The sequence below is a fragment of the Pseudomonas sp. TH07 genome (assembly GCF_016651285.1).
Taxonomy (GTDB): Bacteria; Pseudomonadota; Gammaproteobacteria; order Pseudomonadales; family Pseudomonadaceae; genus Aquipseudomonas.
Genome location: NZ_JAEKED010000001.1, coordinates 2861422 through 2876815, shown reverse-complemented (window position 1 = coordinate 2876815; position 15394 = coordinate 2861422). Strand labels below are relative to the sequence as shown.

Genomic DNA, 15394 nt, shown 5'->3' with positions numbered 1-15394 from the left:
CGCGGGTTTGTCAGTCGCGCAGATCCGATTCATGAATCGGCTGGTCCCTGTGGGTCGCCCGCTGGTACTGCGCCGGCCAGGTGGCCTTGCGTCCGCCCAGGTCATCGTCGGCGTGCAGCGGCCAGTACGGATCGCGCAGCAGTTCGCGAGCAAGGAAGATGATATCGGCCTGGCACGTGCGCAGGATGTGCTCGGCCTGAGCCGGCTCGGTGATCATGCCGACGGTGCCGGTGGCAATCCCGGCATCCTTGCGCACCCGCTCGGCGAAGCGCGTCTGATAGCCGGGGCCGACAGGAATCTCGGCATTGGCCGCCGTGCCTCCGGACGAAACATCGATCAGGTCCACCCCCAACGCTTTCAGGCGGCGTGCCAGCTCTACGGTTTCATCCGGGTTCCAGCCGTCTTCCACCCAGTCGGTGGCCGACACCCGCACAAACAGCGGCAGCTCTTGCGGCCAGACCGCGCGCACGGCTTCGCTGACTTGCAGCACCAGGCGAATCCGGTTGTCAAACGAGCCCCCGTACTGATCGCGCCGCTGATTGCTCAACGGCGAGAGGAACTGGTGCAGCAGGTACCCATGGGCCGCATGCACTTCGACCACCTTGAAACCGGCAACCAGCGCGCGTTTGGCGGCGTCGACAAAGGCCTGGATCACCTCGACGATCTGCCCCTCGTCCAATTGGGTCGGTGGCGTGTGCTGCGGGTCGAAGGCAATCGGCGAAGGCCCGACCGGGGTCCAGCCGCCGTCTTCGACCTTGACGCTGCCATGCTTGCCCAGCCATGGCCGATGGGTGCTGGCCTTGCGCCCGGCGTGGGCCAGTTGAATCCCGGCTACCGCGCCCTGGGCGGCGATAAAGCGGGTGATGCGTTGCAGGGGTTCGATCTGTTCGTCATGCCACAGGCCCAGGTCCTGGGCGGTGATGCGCCCGTCGGCGGTGACCGCCGTGGCCTCGGTGAAAATCAGCCCGGCACCGCCCACGGCACGGCTGCCCAGGTGGACCAGATGCCAGTCGTTGGCCAGGCCATCGACGGCGGAGTATTGGCACATGGGTGAAACCGCGATGCGGTTGAGCAGGGTCAGTTGACGCAGGGTATAGGGTTCAAGCAGCAGACTCATGGGGCACCTCTCGATCAATGGTCAGGCTCCAGGGTTCTGTTTGAAAAGTCGACGAGTGACAACAAGGTGCAACGCCCGCCCCCGCGGGGTGAAAAAGGACAAGAGGTCACAAGGCCAATCAGACAGTGCTTAGAGACTAGTCGACAACATTGGCCGGAGCAGGGTTCCTGGTAAAAAGCCCCTGAAGGGTAGGCGCTGGAGTATCGGGAGAATGGCGGCGGCTACAGGAGCCGGCCGAGGGGTGTCAGGCGGTGCTGGCCATCAGGATCAGCGGGGTTCGATATGGGCGATCATTAATTGCACGGTTTCCTGGCCCCGGAATTCGTTGACGTCGAGTTTGTAGGCCAGCTCCACCCAGCGGATGGTCGGGTTGGGCCAGACTTCGCGGTCGATGCCGAAGGCAATGCCGTCGAGTTTGAGCGAACCGCACTCGCTGCGCAGCACCACCTTCAAATGGCGCTCGCCGACGACGCGCTGTTCCACCAACTGGAACACACCATGGAACAGCGGCTCCGGAAAATGCTGCCCCCAGGGCCCGGCATGACGCAGGGCCCGGGCCAGTTCCAGGTGGAATTCTTCGATAGCCAGGGTACCGTCCGACAGCAGGCGTCCGGTCAAGTCTTCCTCCTGCAACTGGCGTCGGACTTCTTCATCGAACGCCTCGGCAAATGCCGGGAAATTCCCCTCAGGCAACGACAAACCGGCCGCCATGGCATGCCCGCCGAACTTGCTGATCAACTGCGGGTGCCTGGCGGCCACCGCGTCCAGCGCATCGCGAATATGGAACCCCGGCACCGAGCGCGCCGAGCCCTTGAGCATGCCCTCGCCGGCATCGGCGAAGGCGATGGTCGGCCGGTGATAACGCTCTTTGAGGCGCGACGCGAGAATCCCGATCACCCCCTGGTGCCAGTCGGCATCAAACAGGCACAGGCCGAACGGCATGGACTCCAGCGGCAGGTCCTTGAGCTGGGCCAGGGCCTCGCGCTGCATGCCCTGCTCGATGGATTTGCGGTCCTGGTTCAGCTCGTCGAGCTGCCCGGCCATTTCCCGCGCTGCCGCCACATCGGCGGTGAGCAGGCATTCAATGCCCAGGCTCATGTCGTCCAGGCGCCCCGCCGCGTTCAAGCGTGGGCCGATGATAAAACCGAGGTCCGTGGAGGTGATACGGGCGTGATCGCGCTTGGCCACCTCAAGAATCGCCTTGAGCCCCGGCCGCGCACGCCCGGCGCGAATCCGCTCCAGGCCCTGATGCACCAGGATCCGGTTATTGGCATCCAGCGGCACCACGTCGGCCACGCTGCCCAGGGCCACCAGGTCCAGCAGCTCGCCGATGTTCGGCTGCGGCTGCTGCTCGTACTTGCCCAGGCTGCGCAGGCGAGCGCGTAGCGCCATCAGCACATAAAAGATCACCCCGACCCCGGCCAGGGCCTTGCTCGGGAACTCGCAACCCGGCTGATTGGGGTTGACGATGGCATCGGCCGCCGGCAGCTCATGGCCCGGCAAGTGGTGGTCGGTCACCAGCACCTGCAAACCCGCTGCTTTGGCTGCGGCCACGCCCTCGACGCTGGAAATACCGTTGTCCACCGTGATCAGCAACTGCGGCTCGCGCTGCAGGGCCACGGCGACGATTTCCGGGGTCAGGCCGTAGCCGTATTCGAAGCGGTTAGGCACCAGGTAGTCGACATGGGCCGCCCCCAGCAGTCGCAGGCCCAGCACGCCCACGGTGCTGGCGGTGGCACCGTCGGCATCGAAATCGCCGACGATCAGAATGCGCTGGCGCTGCTCCAGGGCCACCACCAGCAAATCCACGGCGGCATCGATACCCTTGAGTTGCTGATAGGGAATCAGCCGCGCCAGGCTCTTATCCAGCTCGGCCTCGGACTGCACGCCGCGGGCGGCGTACAGGCGGGTCAGCAAGGGCGGCAGATCACCGAGAAACGGCAGGGTGGCGGGCAACTCACGGGGTTCGATACGCATGGGGCGATTGGGGCTTCTCTTCTAATGCAGGGTGACGTCAGAGGACGGGAACGAACGGTTGGCAATCAGCCGCGATCGCCCATCAGCCATTCGAGCTGGACTTCGTGCTGGCCACGGTCATCGGTGACGAAGATCGTGCCTTCGCTGATCATCACGTCCCACTTGATCACCCGGGGCATGTCCTTGGCCAGGGTCTCCAGCACGTCCTGGGGCACGCCGGCGATGTTGACGTTTTTCAGGTTCTTCAGGGTGTCGACCACCCGGGTCTGCCACACACGCAGGCTGCCGTAGGCCAGCAGGCTGGTGCGCTCGGTGCGACGCGAGCACCAGGTCAGGCGGTCGGCATCCGGCTGGCCGACTTCGATCCAGTGCAGGACGCGATCATCCAGGCTCTTTTCCCACAGGGCCGGCTCATCCACATCCGACAGGCCGCGACCGAACGACAAGTGCTCGTTGTACCAGAAGGCGTAGGCCAGCAGCCGCACGGTCATGCGCTCTTCGGTTTCCGAAGGATGACGGGCGATGGTCTGCTTGACGCTCTCGTACACCCCACGGTCGAGGTCGGTGAGGTTCAGTTCAAACTTGTAGGTGGTGGACGGCTGGGCCATGTGCGCGCTTCTTGATGTGCGAAAAGGCGGCAAGTCTAACCCGAAACCTTTCCCCCTGCCCGGCCGATGACCCGCCGTCGGGCACCTGGCGCCACCCCACGCCAGCCCGGCGGCCGCTATCCAAGCAGGCAGGCGAAGGCAAGACCCTGGCACCGATTGCCACGATCCGCGCTAGCAGGGGTTGTTCCCAGGCGCCGAGGGCTTTATAACGCTCGCGCGATTCAGGATGTGCGTTGTGTCGACCTGAAGCCATCAACGGAAAAGGAAGCTCATGGAAGTGTTTGTAGGAATCGGTGCCGTGGTTGCCGTGGTCGCGGCAGGCTATTGGTTTTACCGGCACAAGAAAGCCAAGGCCCTGCGCCTTAGCCCCCACGACGTCGCCCAGATCAATCGGGTCAATCTGGTGCTCAGGAGCGAACCGCTGCTGGCGCTGGAAATCGCCCAACGCCTGGAAGGGTATGCGCGGCAGCTGGCGTTGCAATATGTGGCCCCGCAGTTGGTCAGGAACGGGCACCGCGCCGCCGGCTTCCAGGCCCTGGCCGAACTGGTCAAGCCCAACCACGCCGACCCGCTGAAAACCATCCTCGAGATCCTTCTCGAACAAGGCGATCCCAAAGCCGCCCGGGAGCTGCTGGATATCAAGGGCTCGCAACTGCCGATCGACGGGCATATCGTCGGCATCGACCTGGCCCTGGCCACCGGCAACAAGGCCTCGGCGGTGCAACAACTCAAAGCCATCACTGAACTCCAGGAAGTCGCCGGGGCCTTTGTCCTGTCGCGCGCCGACAGCCTGAAAATGGCGGCCCGCCAGCGCGCCATGCATATGAAGCAAGCCGCGTCCGTGAGCATCGCCTGGGCCTGGTCGACCCTGGGCGCCGATGGCACCCTGGACCGCCAGGAAATACGCGCCATTCTCCAGGAGTTTTTCGCCCAGGACGGCGCCGCGCGGGTTATCGAACTCGCCGAGCAACTGCCCGAGTCCTATAAGGATTGCGCCGCCAGCGTGCTGTTTGAAGGTGGCGCACTGGAACCGGCCTTTATCCTGCTGGGCCAGGCCGGCGCGGATCTGCCCTATGAAACTTACCCGCAACTGCTGGCGCTGGCCCTCGCTGCCGAGCGCCTGGATGACGCCCTGCGCCTGATTGACGCGGATCCTGAGTACAACACCGACGATCTGCTGCTCACACTGCTGCAATGGCACGTGCAGCGCGGTGAAACCGCAGCCGCCGACGCCCTGATCCAGGCCCGCCTGAAAACACCCGAGCAGTACCTGACGCTGGGTCTGGAGCTGGCGACATTCAGCCACGCCTACCAGCCGCAATGGAGCCTTGCCTTGCGCCAGCGCACCGAGCAACAGCTGGAGCATTTGCAGGGTGGAGAAAACGAGGTGTGGTATCAGTTGCTGGTGCTGGAAGGCCAGTTGCAGGCCCAGGCTCACCTGCCCGTAGCACGCCGCGATCAGGCGCTGATAGGCAACCTTCTGCAACAGATCGCCGAGCTCAACACCGCGCTGGAAATGCCGGCCATCCAGGAGCGTTATGAAGCACAAGCCGTGCTCCTGCATGCCCTGGGCCAGGACGATGCTGCCGGCCAGCGGCTGCAGGCGCTGGCGCAGTACATCAAGGACCATCCGGATGAAGATGACGAGGAGGAGGACGAAGGCCCGGGCAGCTATGGCTTCAGCCAGAAACTGGACCTGGAGTGCGTGGCCGAGGCCTATCTGCGGATCGACCATCCGCTGCCCGCCATTGCCCTGCGCGATGAACTCGAGCGGCACGACTATCCGTGCCGTGACGTGTCGCTGCAGATCGCGCTCAATCACATCCGCCACCAGCGCCTGACGCAAGCCATCGAAGCGATCGATGTGAGCACCCTGACAGGCGGTGAAAACCTGCTGGCGCCGCTGCACCAGGCCATTGAACAGTTGCAGGCACAAGCCCCGACCCGCTATCGCGAGTTGCGGGAAAAGCTCCTCGACACCTTGATCAACGGCGACCTCTAGCCAGCGCCATGACCCAGATGCCCGCGCGCCGCTGACGGACGCGGGCACCACCCGCCATGTACAGGAAAGCTCATGGATACACTCACAGCAACCGGATTGGCCGTGGCCATTGCCGGCGTCGCGGCCTATAGCTTTTACCGCTACCGCAACGCCCTGACCCTGCGCGTGACGGCGTCGCAGTGGGCGGTGATCAATCGCGCCCTGCTCCTGGCGCGCAGCAACCCCCTGGTGGGCCTTGAGATAGCCCGGCAGCTGGATGGCCATGCCCGGCAAATCGCCCTGCAAGGCCTGGCCCCGCTGCTGGTCGGTGCCGGCTACCGCCAGGAAGGCCTGCAGGCCTTGGGCGAGCTGGAAAAAAACAACCTGCCACAGCCCCTCAAGGAAGTGGTCGAGCTGCTGCTGGACCAGGGTGATCACCTGGCCGCACAGGCCCTGCTGGATCAGACCGGGGTATTGATGCCAGTCGACGGGCATATCGCGCTGATGAAACTGCGGTTCGCCAAAGGCGACAAAGACGGCGCCCTGCAAATACTCAAGATGATCGGCAGTGTCCAGACCCAGTCAGGCGCGGACTTGGTCTCGGCCCACGACAGCCTGCGTATCGCCCCGCTGCAACGCCAGTTCGGGCAGACCGAGTGCGCCGCCATGAGCATCGCCTGGGCCTGGATCAATGCACGCGAGGCAGACGGCAGCCTGGCGCCGAAAAAACTGCGTGCCCTCTTGCATGAGTTCTACCTGCAGGACGGCGCTACGCGGGTGATTGAGCTGGCCCAGCAACTGCACGCAAGCGAGAAAGCCATCGCCGCCAGCGTGCTGTTCGAATTCGGTGATCTGGAACCCGCCATGACCCTGCTGGGCGAAGCCGGCAAACACCTGCCTCACGACGCCTACGAGCAGTTGCAGCGCCAGGCCCTGGCCGCCGACGAGCTGGACAAGGCCGAGCGCTTGATCGAACTCGCCCCCGCCTACGAACACCATGAATTGCTGTTGGGACTGATGAACTGGCACGCGAAACGCGGCGCCACCACCCTCGCCGAGGAACTGCTGGAAACCCGCATCCACCCTCCCGAACACCGCCTGGAGGTGCTGCTCAGGCTGGTGAACATGAGCCATGCCAGCCAGCCGCAATGGAGTGCCGCACTCCTGGATCGGGCCTCGGAGTTTCTGCCAGTGACCCTGCACGGTGAAGCCGACAACTGGCATCGCCTGCTGATCCTGGAAGGCCAGTTGCAGGCCCAGGCCCGCCTGCCCGAGGCTCGTCGCGACCAAAACCTGATCAGCCACAATCTGGCGCAACTGCAGGTACTCAACCCGGACTTGAACCTGGAAGAAAAGCTCGATCGCTACTGCGCCCAGGCCCCACTCCTGCACCTGTTTGGCCAGACTGGATACGCCGTCCAGCTCCTCGATCACCTGGTGCAGCAACTTCGCGGCAATCAGGAGGCGGATGACATCGAGCAGCTGTTCGATCTGGAGCGAGTGGCGCGGGTCTATCTGGGCATCGACCAGGTCGAGCCGGCCATCGCGCTGCACGAGGATTTGCGCACACTTGAGGCGCTCTACCGTCACGAACTGATCCAGGGCATCGTGCTCAACCACGTCCAGCACCAGCGCTTTGCCGAGGCCATCGCCGCCATCGATTTCAGCATCCTGATCGACCCGAACCGCGTGCTGACGGCCTTGTACCAGGCCTTGCAGCACTTGCAGTTGCAGCAACCGGAGCAGGCCCACGCCTTGCACCAGCAACTGCTCGACACCCTGATCAATAGCTCGCTGACCACAGGCACCCCGGACTGATACCCGCCTAGCCGCAGCCCGGTGGTCCACGCCGGCCCTGACCCGTACCAGAGGAAAATCGAATCATGGAAGTGTTTATCATCCTGCTGCTCATCACCGGCGTGATCTCGCTGCTGGTGGTGTATGCCCACAAGAGCAGCAGCACCAGCAATGCCCTGGGCATCACCGAGGGCGAAGCGGCGCAGATCAATCGCGCCGCCCACCTCAGCGTCATCGAACCCCAGGTGGCCTTGCAACTGGCCCAGCGCCTGACGGGCAAGGCCCGGCAGCTGGGGCTGTTCCAGATGCCCGCAGCGCTGTACAAGCAGGGAAACCAGGAGCAGGCCCTGGAAGTACTGGCCGAACTCGATGAAACCTACCAGCCCATGGCGCTGAACCAACTGCTCGAAACCCTGCTCGACCAAGAGGGCCCGCAGGCGGTGCTGAGCCTGCTGGAGCGCCTGCATCAACCCCTGCCGTCAGCGCCCATGCTGCGCATCCCGCTGCTGGTGGCCATGGGTGAACACGAGCAGGCCCGCGCGCTGCTGGTGACCTTCGGCGTCAACCCGTCGAGCCCGGACGCCCCCCGCGAGTACCGTCAGTTGGCCATGCTGCAACGCAGCCTGGGCCTGGCCGACAAAGCCGCCATCAGCATCGGCCTGGCCTGGCAACTGCTGCTGAAACAGCCGGCCAACGAGCTGGACCCGCATGAAGTGGAACAGACCCTGCTCGAGTACCGGGCCCAGGGACAGGATGCGCAGTTCCCGGCCATGGCCGCGCATTTGCCCGAGTCGGCGCAGATCATCGTGGTAGTGCTGCTGATGCAGGCCGGGGAATTCGACGCCGCGTTCGACGTGCTGGAGCAGAACCCCGAGCCCGACGATTACTTCGGCTACCCGCCGCTGCTCAAGCTGATCCTGGACGCCAACCGCCCGGACCTGGCGCGACAGCTGATCGCCCAGGTGCCGGAGACCTACGCCAGCGAGCTGCTGTTGAGCCTGTTGAATTGGCATGTCGCGCGCAATGAGATGGCCGAAGCCGAGTCGGCCTTGCAGGCCTGTGCCGTTTCGACCGGGCAGCGTATCTGGTGCCTGATCTGCCTGTGGGGCACCTACGTCGAGGAACACGCGCAATGGTGCGCCCACCTGCTGGAGCAGGCCTTGCAGGCATTGGAGACCTTGCGTGGCGATGAGCAATGGCCGTGGTTGCGCCTGCTGATCCTGGAAACCCAACTGCGGGTCCAGGCCGACCTGCCGCGCCTGCGCCGCGACAGCTGGCTGATCCGCAACAACCTGGAGGAGATGGCGCGCCTCAGCACCCAGCTCGAATACGCCGATCGCCCGATGAAACAGGCCTTGCAGGCCAAGCTGCTGCACGACCTGGAGCAGACCCGGCAAGCCGGCGAACTGCTGGACCAGGCCGTGCAAGCCCTCGACGACGAGAGTCAGAATGCGGCGCTGGAACCTGGGGAAAAAAACCTGTTCCTGGAACAGCTGGCGCTGAGCTACGTCTACATCGACGACCAGGCAAAAGCGCTCGCGCTGCAGACCCGCCTGGAACAACAGGCGACCTTCACCCACCAGTTGAGCCAGGCCATGGTGCTGAACCATATCCGCCAGCAACGCTTTGAGGAGGCGATTGCCGGCCTGGAGCTGCGCAATCTGTTTATCGGCGAAAACCCGGTGCAACAGTTGCACCTGGCCCTGGAAACCCTGAGCCACAGCGCCCCGGAAAAAGCCCAGGGGCTGCGCCAGAAACTGATCGACAGCCTGGCTGCCGAGAGCGCCTGGGGTTACCCGAACGCTGCCTGAGGCCGTGTCGAGGCCAGCCGCTGCACGCCTTAACGCGGCGCGTAGCGGCTCCAGAGCTCGTTGAACTCCTTGAGATAACTGGTCACCAGTAGCGGATGGTCGATCACCAGCAGGTTTTCCTCATTGCCGGTGGTGGCGCTGCGGGTCCAGTTGAAGCTGCCGTTGAGCAAGGTACGGCCATCGAACACAGCGAACTTGTGGTGCATGTGGAACGGCGTGTCGTCGATCCGTACCGGCACGCCGGCCTCGCGCAACGCGGCGATATCACTGCCGACATCGAACTGCTTTTCACTGTCGCTGATCACCCGCACGGCCACGCCGCGCTGGTGGCAGGCGCGGATTTCATCGCTCAGTTGATCATCGGAAATGGTGAACACGCAGATATCCACCGAGATTCGGGCCTGGCGACACAGATCGCGGATCTTGCGCCGGCAGTCTTCGCCAGGGCTGAAGTGGGCGCTCGCCTGGTCTCGCACCGGGGCGTTGTTGACATCCAGGGTCTTGATCACCTGCTCCAGCCATTTCAACGCCGGCAGCACATTGGCGCTGTCGGCCAGGGCCAGCTCGCGCACCAGGTCAAAGGCACGGTTACGCATGTAGCGCACCTGGTCCTGACCCAGTTCACTGCCCAGCTGGCGCAGCTCGTCGCGCTCTTCGTTGCTCAGCCGCAGGTCCAGCACGCTGTCGCGCAGTTGACGGTCCAGCCCTTCAAAGTCCATGCAAACTCCCTGTTGTTCAGATCCACGCAAGTGGCGCCCGCAGCCTTGACCCGGGCGCCCCGGTTCAAGGCTGCTTGTCGTCCAGGGTCGGCACCTGGCCATTGCCAAGCATCTGCCCCAGCTCATTGAGACGGTTGGAGATGTCAGTGATGCGGTGGTGGGTGTAGAGGTCGACGTCGATCTTCTTGTGCATGACCTTGATCAGCGGCAAGAAACTGCTCTCCAGGTTCACCGCCAGGCTTTCCAGGACCTCGCGCAGGCCCTTTTGCTCCGGCGCCAGCACTTCGACCTCGATGTTGGTCGGCTGGCGCCCCAACTGCTCCAGCCCGGCCAGCAGCTCGCGCCATGGCAAGCCGCCTTCGGCATTTTCAGCCGCAGGCTGGCGCGCCAGGCCACGCACACCTTCCACCAGGTCGTTGAGCTGGGCCACCACGCGGCTGCCAACGTCGCTGTCGCTGCCGCCCATGGAGCGGTTGCGCTGGAAGTCGCGCTTGATCTGCGTCCAGCGTTGCACCTGCTCCGGTGTCTGGTTACCGCGCAGCTCGGCGAGCTTGAGCAGGTTTTCCTCGGCACCGGTGGTCAGCAGCTGGGACTCGCCCTGGTAGTGATCGGCGAGCAATTGCAAAAGCTCGGCGTCGTTCATCACCGCGGAAATCTTCTCCGCCATTTTGTTCATGTTGCGGTAGCTGCCCTGCAACTTGAACGGCGGTTCGGTGCGGTACTGGTCGGCCTGGGCCGCACTGGCGATGTACTGCTGGTTGACCTTGAGCACCACGTCGCGCACTTGCATCAGGCGCTGCAAGGTGGTGGTGATCTCGTTGATCTCGGCACCGCTGTAGCTGTGGCTCAACTCGTTGCTGGAGAACGGCTTGCCCTCGGCCTTGGCCACGAAGCGATAGACGTCGGCCATGTCGCGGGTGGCCAGCGGCGCCAGCACCGGGTTGGAGGTCAGGCCGTTTTCGATGTAGCTCAGGGCGAAGGATTCCTGCATGCCGCCCAGGGTGTCGCCCAGGTTATAGATATCGGCCCGGTTGGCGAGCATGTCGGGGATCTTGAACACATCGCCGGACTCGGTGTACGGGTTGCCCGACATCACTACGCAGAACTTCTTGCCGCGCATGTCGTAGGTCTTGGTCCGTTCCTTCCATACGCCTTCGATGCGCCGGGTGCCGTCGCACAGCGAGATGAATTTCTGCAGGAACTCGGGATGGGTGTGCTGGATGTCGTCGACATACAGCATCACGTTGTTGCCCATCTCCAGGGCCAGGTTGAGTTTCTCCAGTTCCTGGCGCGAGGTGGCGTCCGGGGCCTGGGCCGGGTCCAGGGAGCGCACGTCGTGCCCCAGGGCCGGACCGTTGATCTTCATGAAGATCAGGCCCAGGCGATGGGCGACGTATTCCATCAGGGTGGTCTTGCCGTAGCCCGGTGGCGAAATCAGCATCAACAGGCCCATGAGGTCGGTGCGCTTGTTCTCGCCGACCGTGCCCATCTGCTTGGCCAGGTTGTCGCCGATCACCCCCAGGTACACATCGTTGATCAGCTTGTTGCGCACGAAGGAACTCAACGGACGCGGCTTGAATTCGCTCAGGCGCAAAGCCTCGCGCTCGCGGCCGATGATGCCCTGGCGCAATGCCTGGTAGCGCTGCAGGCCCGGCAGGAAGTGCTCGCGATGGCTGCGCAGGCGGGCGAAGAACTCGTCCACCGCCAGGGTCAAGCTGCGCTCCTTGATCCGCGGGTGTTCACCCATCAGGTTGTCGACGCTGAACCGCAGATCGACTTCGGTAATGCGCTTGGCGAAGTCCTGGGGCAGCAGCGACAGGGCCACGGCCTCGGGCACGTAGTCCGCCAAGGCGGCCAATTCGGCCTCCGAGCACAAGCCATCGAGCCAGTTGCCGGCCAGCGCCCATTGCGCCGCCGGGCGATCCTCAAGCCGCGCCAGCGCCTGCTGGTAGTCGTCCCACATGCGCGCGCCCTGCAAGCGCACCTTGAGTGCTTCCTGCAGTTGCTTGGCGTACTTGCTGAAGGTGAATTCGATGCGTTCGGCAGCCAGTTCCTGGACCAGGTACTCGGCGGCCTCGGCCACCTGCGAGCCATTGAGCGCCAGGGGTTGTTCAAGCAAAAACTGCTGCATCGCCGTGGCGATTTCCGCCTGCAATTGCAACAGCCCTTCGCGACGCCCGAACAGTTGCTGGATATGCCGGCTGGTGCGCGCTCGCTCGGGCCACTGCGCCGGGGCTTCAAGGCTGCGTTGCAGGTTCCAGAACACACTGGCGAAGGCCCGTGGCAGCGGGCCGTAGCGCAGCAGCCCGGCGCTTTCGCGCAGCGGCAGTAGCTGGATCAGAATCGCCGCCGCGTCGTGATCGTGGATGCCTTTTTCGTAGCCTTCCTTGTAGCGTGGCGCGGCGAAATCACGAATCACCCGCGCCAGTTCTTCCGGCTGCGCCAACAGCGGCTTGAGCAGTTCCAGACTCAGGCCTTCCTGCCCGGCATCGGCCGCATCCAGCACCTGGCCGGCGAGGTATTCGGCGCGGTACAGCTGGGCCGATTCGGACTCCAGCGCCACCTGCCAGAAGTCGCGCAGCGCTTCGAGTTCGGCATCGTGCAACGGCTCGAGGAAATCGGTGCCGGTCAGGTGCAGGTGCAACTCGTCACCCCGGGGCATCAGGGTCAGGTCGAGTTCCTGGGTGTTGACGCTGAAGCGATGGCGCGGGCCGAGCTTGATGACATTGCCGCCCTCTTCGAACAGCTCGGTCTTGTCGCGCAAGGCCCGAACCGCCTGGTCGCGAGCGCCCTTGAGGCGGGCCTCGACGTCATCGGCCTTGACGCTGTCCTTGAGCTGGCGCAGGCGTTCGGCCAACTCGCGCAACTTGAGGATCAGCGGGTCGGCGGCAAAGAATGCATTGAGCTCTTCAGCCTGGGTGAACTTGGCGGTACGCCGGGTCAGGCTGTCGAGAATCCGCCGCGCGGCGTCGAGCAGGCCCTGGGCCTTGCGCTGGCGCTCGTCGAGCAGGGATTGCTTGTGGGCTTCGAAGGTTTCCAGCAACTCCTCACGCTTGGTGAGGATGTCGCCCATGAATTGTTCGTGATCGCCGAAGCGGCTTTCCAGCTCCTCCAGTTGCACCAGCAGGCGCGACAATTGTTCGTCGCAACGCTCCGGGTCCTGGGCCTGTGCCAGGGCATTGGTGATGCCCTGGCTGAACAGTTTGAACTGGGCGCCGAACTGGGCCACGGTCTCGGTCGAGCCCAGGGCCTTGCGCCGCTGTTCGGCGCGGGCCTTGGCCTGGTTCAGGCGGGCGTAGATCTCGGAGATGGACTCGATGATCCGCGTGCGCTGGGTCGCGTCGTCGATCTGCAGCGAAGCCATCAGTCCGGACAGCATGTCCAGGTCGGCGGCCATGGCTTGCAAGGCCTTCAGCGGCTCGGCCAACTGAGCCACGGTCTGGGCTTTCTGCGCCTCGCCGTCGAGGGCCTCCAGGCGCGTGACAAACGGCTGCAGCGCCTGCTCGCTGGCGAGGAAGGTCGCGGTGCCAGCGGCGGTGCGTTCCTGGGCCTGGAGCAGCTCGGCTTCCATGGCGTCGATGCGCGCCACGTCGATGTAGCGGTATTCGCGAATGGTCAGCAGCAGGCCGCGCTGGGCGGTGATGGCGTTGAGCGCATCGACGAAGTTCTGCACCTGGTCCCAGCTGTCCACCAGCAGGCCGGCGAGCAGGGCTTTCTGCTTGTCCTCGGCGCTGAGCATGGCCTGGTCGGACTGGCGACGAATGCCCTCGACCTTCTCGTACTCATCGAGCACCAGCTCCGAGGTGGCGGCCACTTCGCGCAGCAGCGGCGCCAGGCCGCCGACTTCCTCGCTGCCCAGCCAGTGGTAGACGTCGAACAGGCGACGGGTGTTCTGGCACAGCAGCGAATAGCGCTGCACCGACACCGCCGGAGTGCCGATCTCACGGCACAGGTCGTAGAGGTCGGACACGCTGCGCACCAGCTCGGCATTGCCGATACGCCCCAGGAAACCGCTGCGCGCCGGCTGACGAGCCGCGTATTCCTCGGTGAAAAACGGCGTCTGCCAGACCTGCATCGGGTGGATACGGGTCGGCTCATCACCTTCGGCGGCAAAGATCACCATGCGCCCGTCTTCCAGGCGCGCGTAGCCGTGGCCGAACAAGGGGTTCTGCAACTGGCGGTTGATCATGTTGTAGGTGAGCAGGACCGAACGCCCCTGCTCGGGGTGATAGAAGATGTACTGCACGTCTTCGCCGTTGGGCGAGCGTACCGAGCGCTTGAAGCGCATGCCTTCCATCGATTGCTCGAAGGTCTTGTACTCGCCGCTCTGCAGGTAGTAGCCACCGGGAAAGATGATGCCGTGGTCTTCCGGCAGCTGCACGCAGGCCAGGCCAATGGCATCGATGCGCTCGACCTGACGGGTCAGGCTGTTGAACACCAGGTAGCGCCACTGCTCTTCGCGGTACGGCAGGATCTTGAGCAGGATCAGGCTGCCCAGGCGGGCGAATTCGATCTGGCCGTCGTCCAGGGACTGGGTCTTGTCCAGCACCTCTTCGCGGTAGATGCCCAGGCCATCCTCGGTGTTGTTCTCGACCTTGACGGTGAGGTCGCCGCCCATGGTTTCGACGAACACGGTGTCGAGGATGTTCATGTGCGGGAAACGGCCTTCGACGGCCATTTCCCGGGTTGCTTTGCGCCACTCGAAATCGAACGGGGCCGGCAGCGCTATGTCGCGCTCGCCGCGGTTGTCGATGTAGCGCACGTCGCGCCCATCCAGGGAGATGGACCAACGGAACACCCGCACGTCGGTGATGCGTTCACCAATCTGGAAACTCGCCAGCAGCTTGCCGTCGCGAATCGCCAGTTGCAGCAGGCGGGTGTTCTTGTAATAGGTGTAGAGCTCGTTGAAGTCGTTGAGAAAGCCCTGGGCGGCAAGGAAAGTGCCTTCCAGCGGCACGGGTTCGGCCTCGTAGCCTTCGCCCTCTTCCACCAGCCGATAGAGGGAGAACACGTCGGCGACGCTGGTCTCCTTCTTCAGGCCGATAAAAACGTTGTAGCCAAACAGCAGGCAGTCGCCGACCTGGACGATGTCCCGGGCGATGCAGTTGTTTTCGGTGCGGATGCGCACGCGCCCGACCACTTCCATGCGGCTGTTGCCGAACTCTTCCAGGCGGCGCTGGTTGAGGCCTTCGGCGGTTTGCCGCAGGCGTTGGCCCTGGTCCAGCAGGCGCTTTTGCAGCACCTCATAGGCGCCGCCTTCGGCGACGGCCTTGTCCAATACATCCTGTGCGGGAGTTGCGGCTTGTGCGTCCGACATCGTGGCCTTCCTGGATCTACGGCGGTGTACAAAAAAAGAAACTGGGCGCTGCTAGTTGATGCGATGG

The 15394-nt window shown here is 64.1% G+C and carries 8 protein-coding genes; 3 read left to right on the top strand and 5 right to left on the bottom strand.

Features of this window, described 5'->3' with window-relative positions:
- Window positions 1-10: 10 nt before the first annotated feature.
- The 3 genes from JFU57_RS13375 to JFU57_RS13365 all read right to left on the bottom strand — a co-directional run bounded on the left by JFU57_RS13375 (window position 11) and on the right by JFU57_RS13365 (window position 3702).
- On the bottom strand, window positions 11-1117 hold the full coding sequence (locus tag JFU57_RS13375; protein ID WP_201129601.1) for an NADH:flavin oxidoreductase/NADH oxidase: 1107 nt from the start codon (window positions 1115-1117) through the stop codon (window positions 11-13).
- 267 nt (window positions 1118-1384) lie between these two features.
- Entirely contained in the window at window positions 1385-3094 is a 1710-nt protein-coding gene (recJ, locus tag JFU57_RS13370; RefSeq protein WP_201129600.1) for a single-stranded-DNA-specific exonuclease RecJ, read from the bottom strand.
- A gap of 65 nt (window positions 3095-3159) precedes the next feature.
- Window positions 3160-3702 carry a YaeQ family protein gene (locus JFU57_RS13365; RefSeq protein ID WP_020298997.1) on the bottom strand — a complete coding sequence of 181 codons (543 nt, stop codon included), beginning with the start codon at window positions 3700-3702 and terminating at the stop codon, window positions 3160-3162.
- A 271-nt stretch (window positions 3703-3973) separates the two neighbouring features.
- On the opposite strand from JFU57_RS13365, the gene JFU57_RS13360 reads away from it, so the two are divergent.
- From JFU57_RS13360 to JFU57_RS13350, 3 genes are all read left to right on the top strand, one after another.
- Window positions 3974-5704 carry a hypothetical protein gene (locus JFU57_RS13360; protein WP_201129599.1) on the top strand — a complete coding sequence of 577 codons (1731 nt, stop codon included), beginning with the start codon at window positions 3974-3976 and terminating at the stop codon, window positions 5702-5704.
- A 72-nt stretch (window positions 5705-5776) separates the two neighbouring features.
- Window positions 5777-7501, top strand: a complete 1725-nt coding sequence (locus JFU57_RS13355; protein ID WP_201129598.1) for a hypothetical protein — start codon at window positions 5777-5779, stop codon at window positions 7499-7501.
- A gap of 65 nt (window positions 7502-7566) precedes the next feature.
- The gene (locus JFU57_RS13350; RefSeq protein WP_201129597.1) at window positions 7567-9291 is read left to right on the top strand and encodes a hypothetical protein; all 1725 of its coding nucleotides are present in this window, start codon (window positions 7567-7569) and stop codon (window positions 9289-9291) included.
- Between the two features lie 29 nt (window positions 9292-9320).
- Here JFU57_RS13350 and JFU57_RS13345 read toward each other — a convergent pair whose 3' ends face one another.
- Window positions 9321-10010 (bottom strand): phospholipase D-like domain-containing protein, encoded by a 690-nt coding sequence (locus tag JFU57_RS13345; RefSeq protein WP_201129596.1) that lies wholly within the window; start codon window positions 10008-10010, stop codon window positions 9321-9323.
- A gap of 64 nt (window positions 10011-10074) precedes the next feature.
- Window positions 10075-15327 (bottom strand): DNA repair ATPase, encoded by a 5253-nt coding sequence (locus JFU57_RS13340; protein WP_201129594.1) that lies wholly within the window; start codon window positions 15325-15327, stop codon window positions 10075-10077.
- Window positions 15328-15394 lie beyond the last annotated feature (67 nt).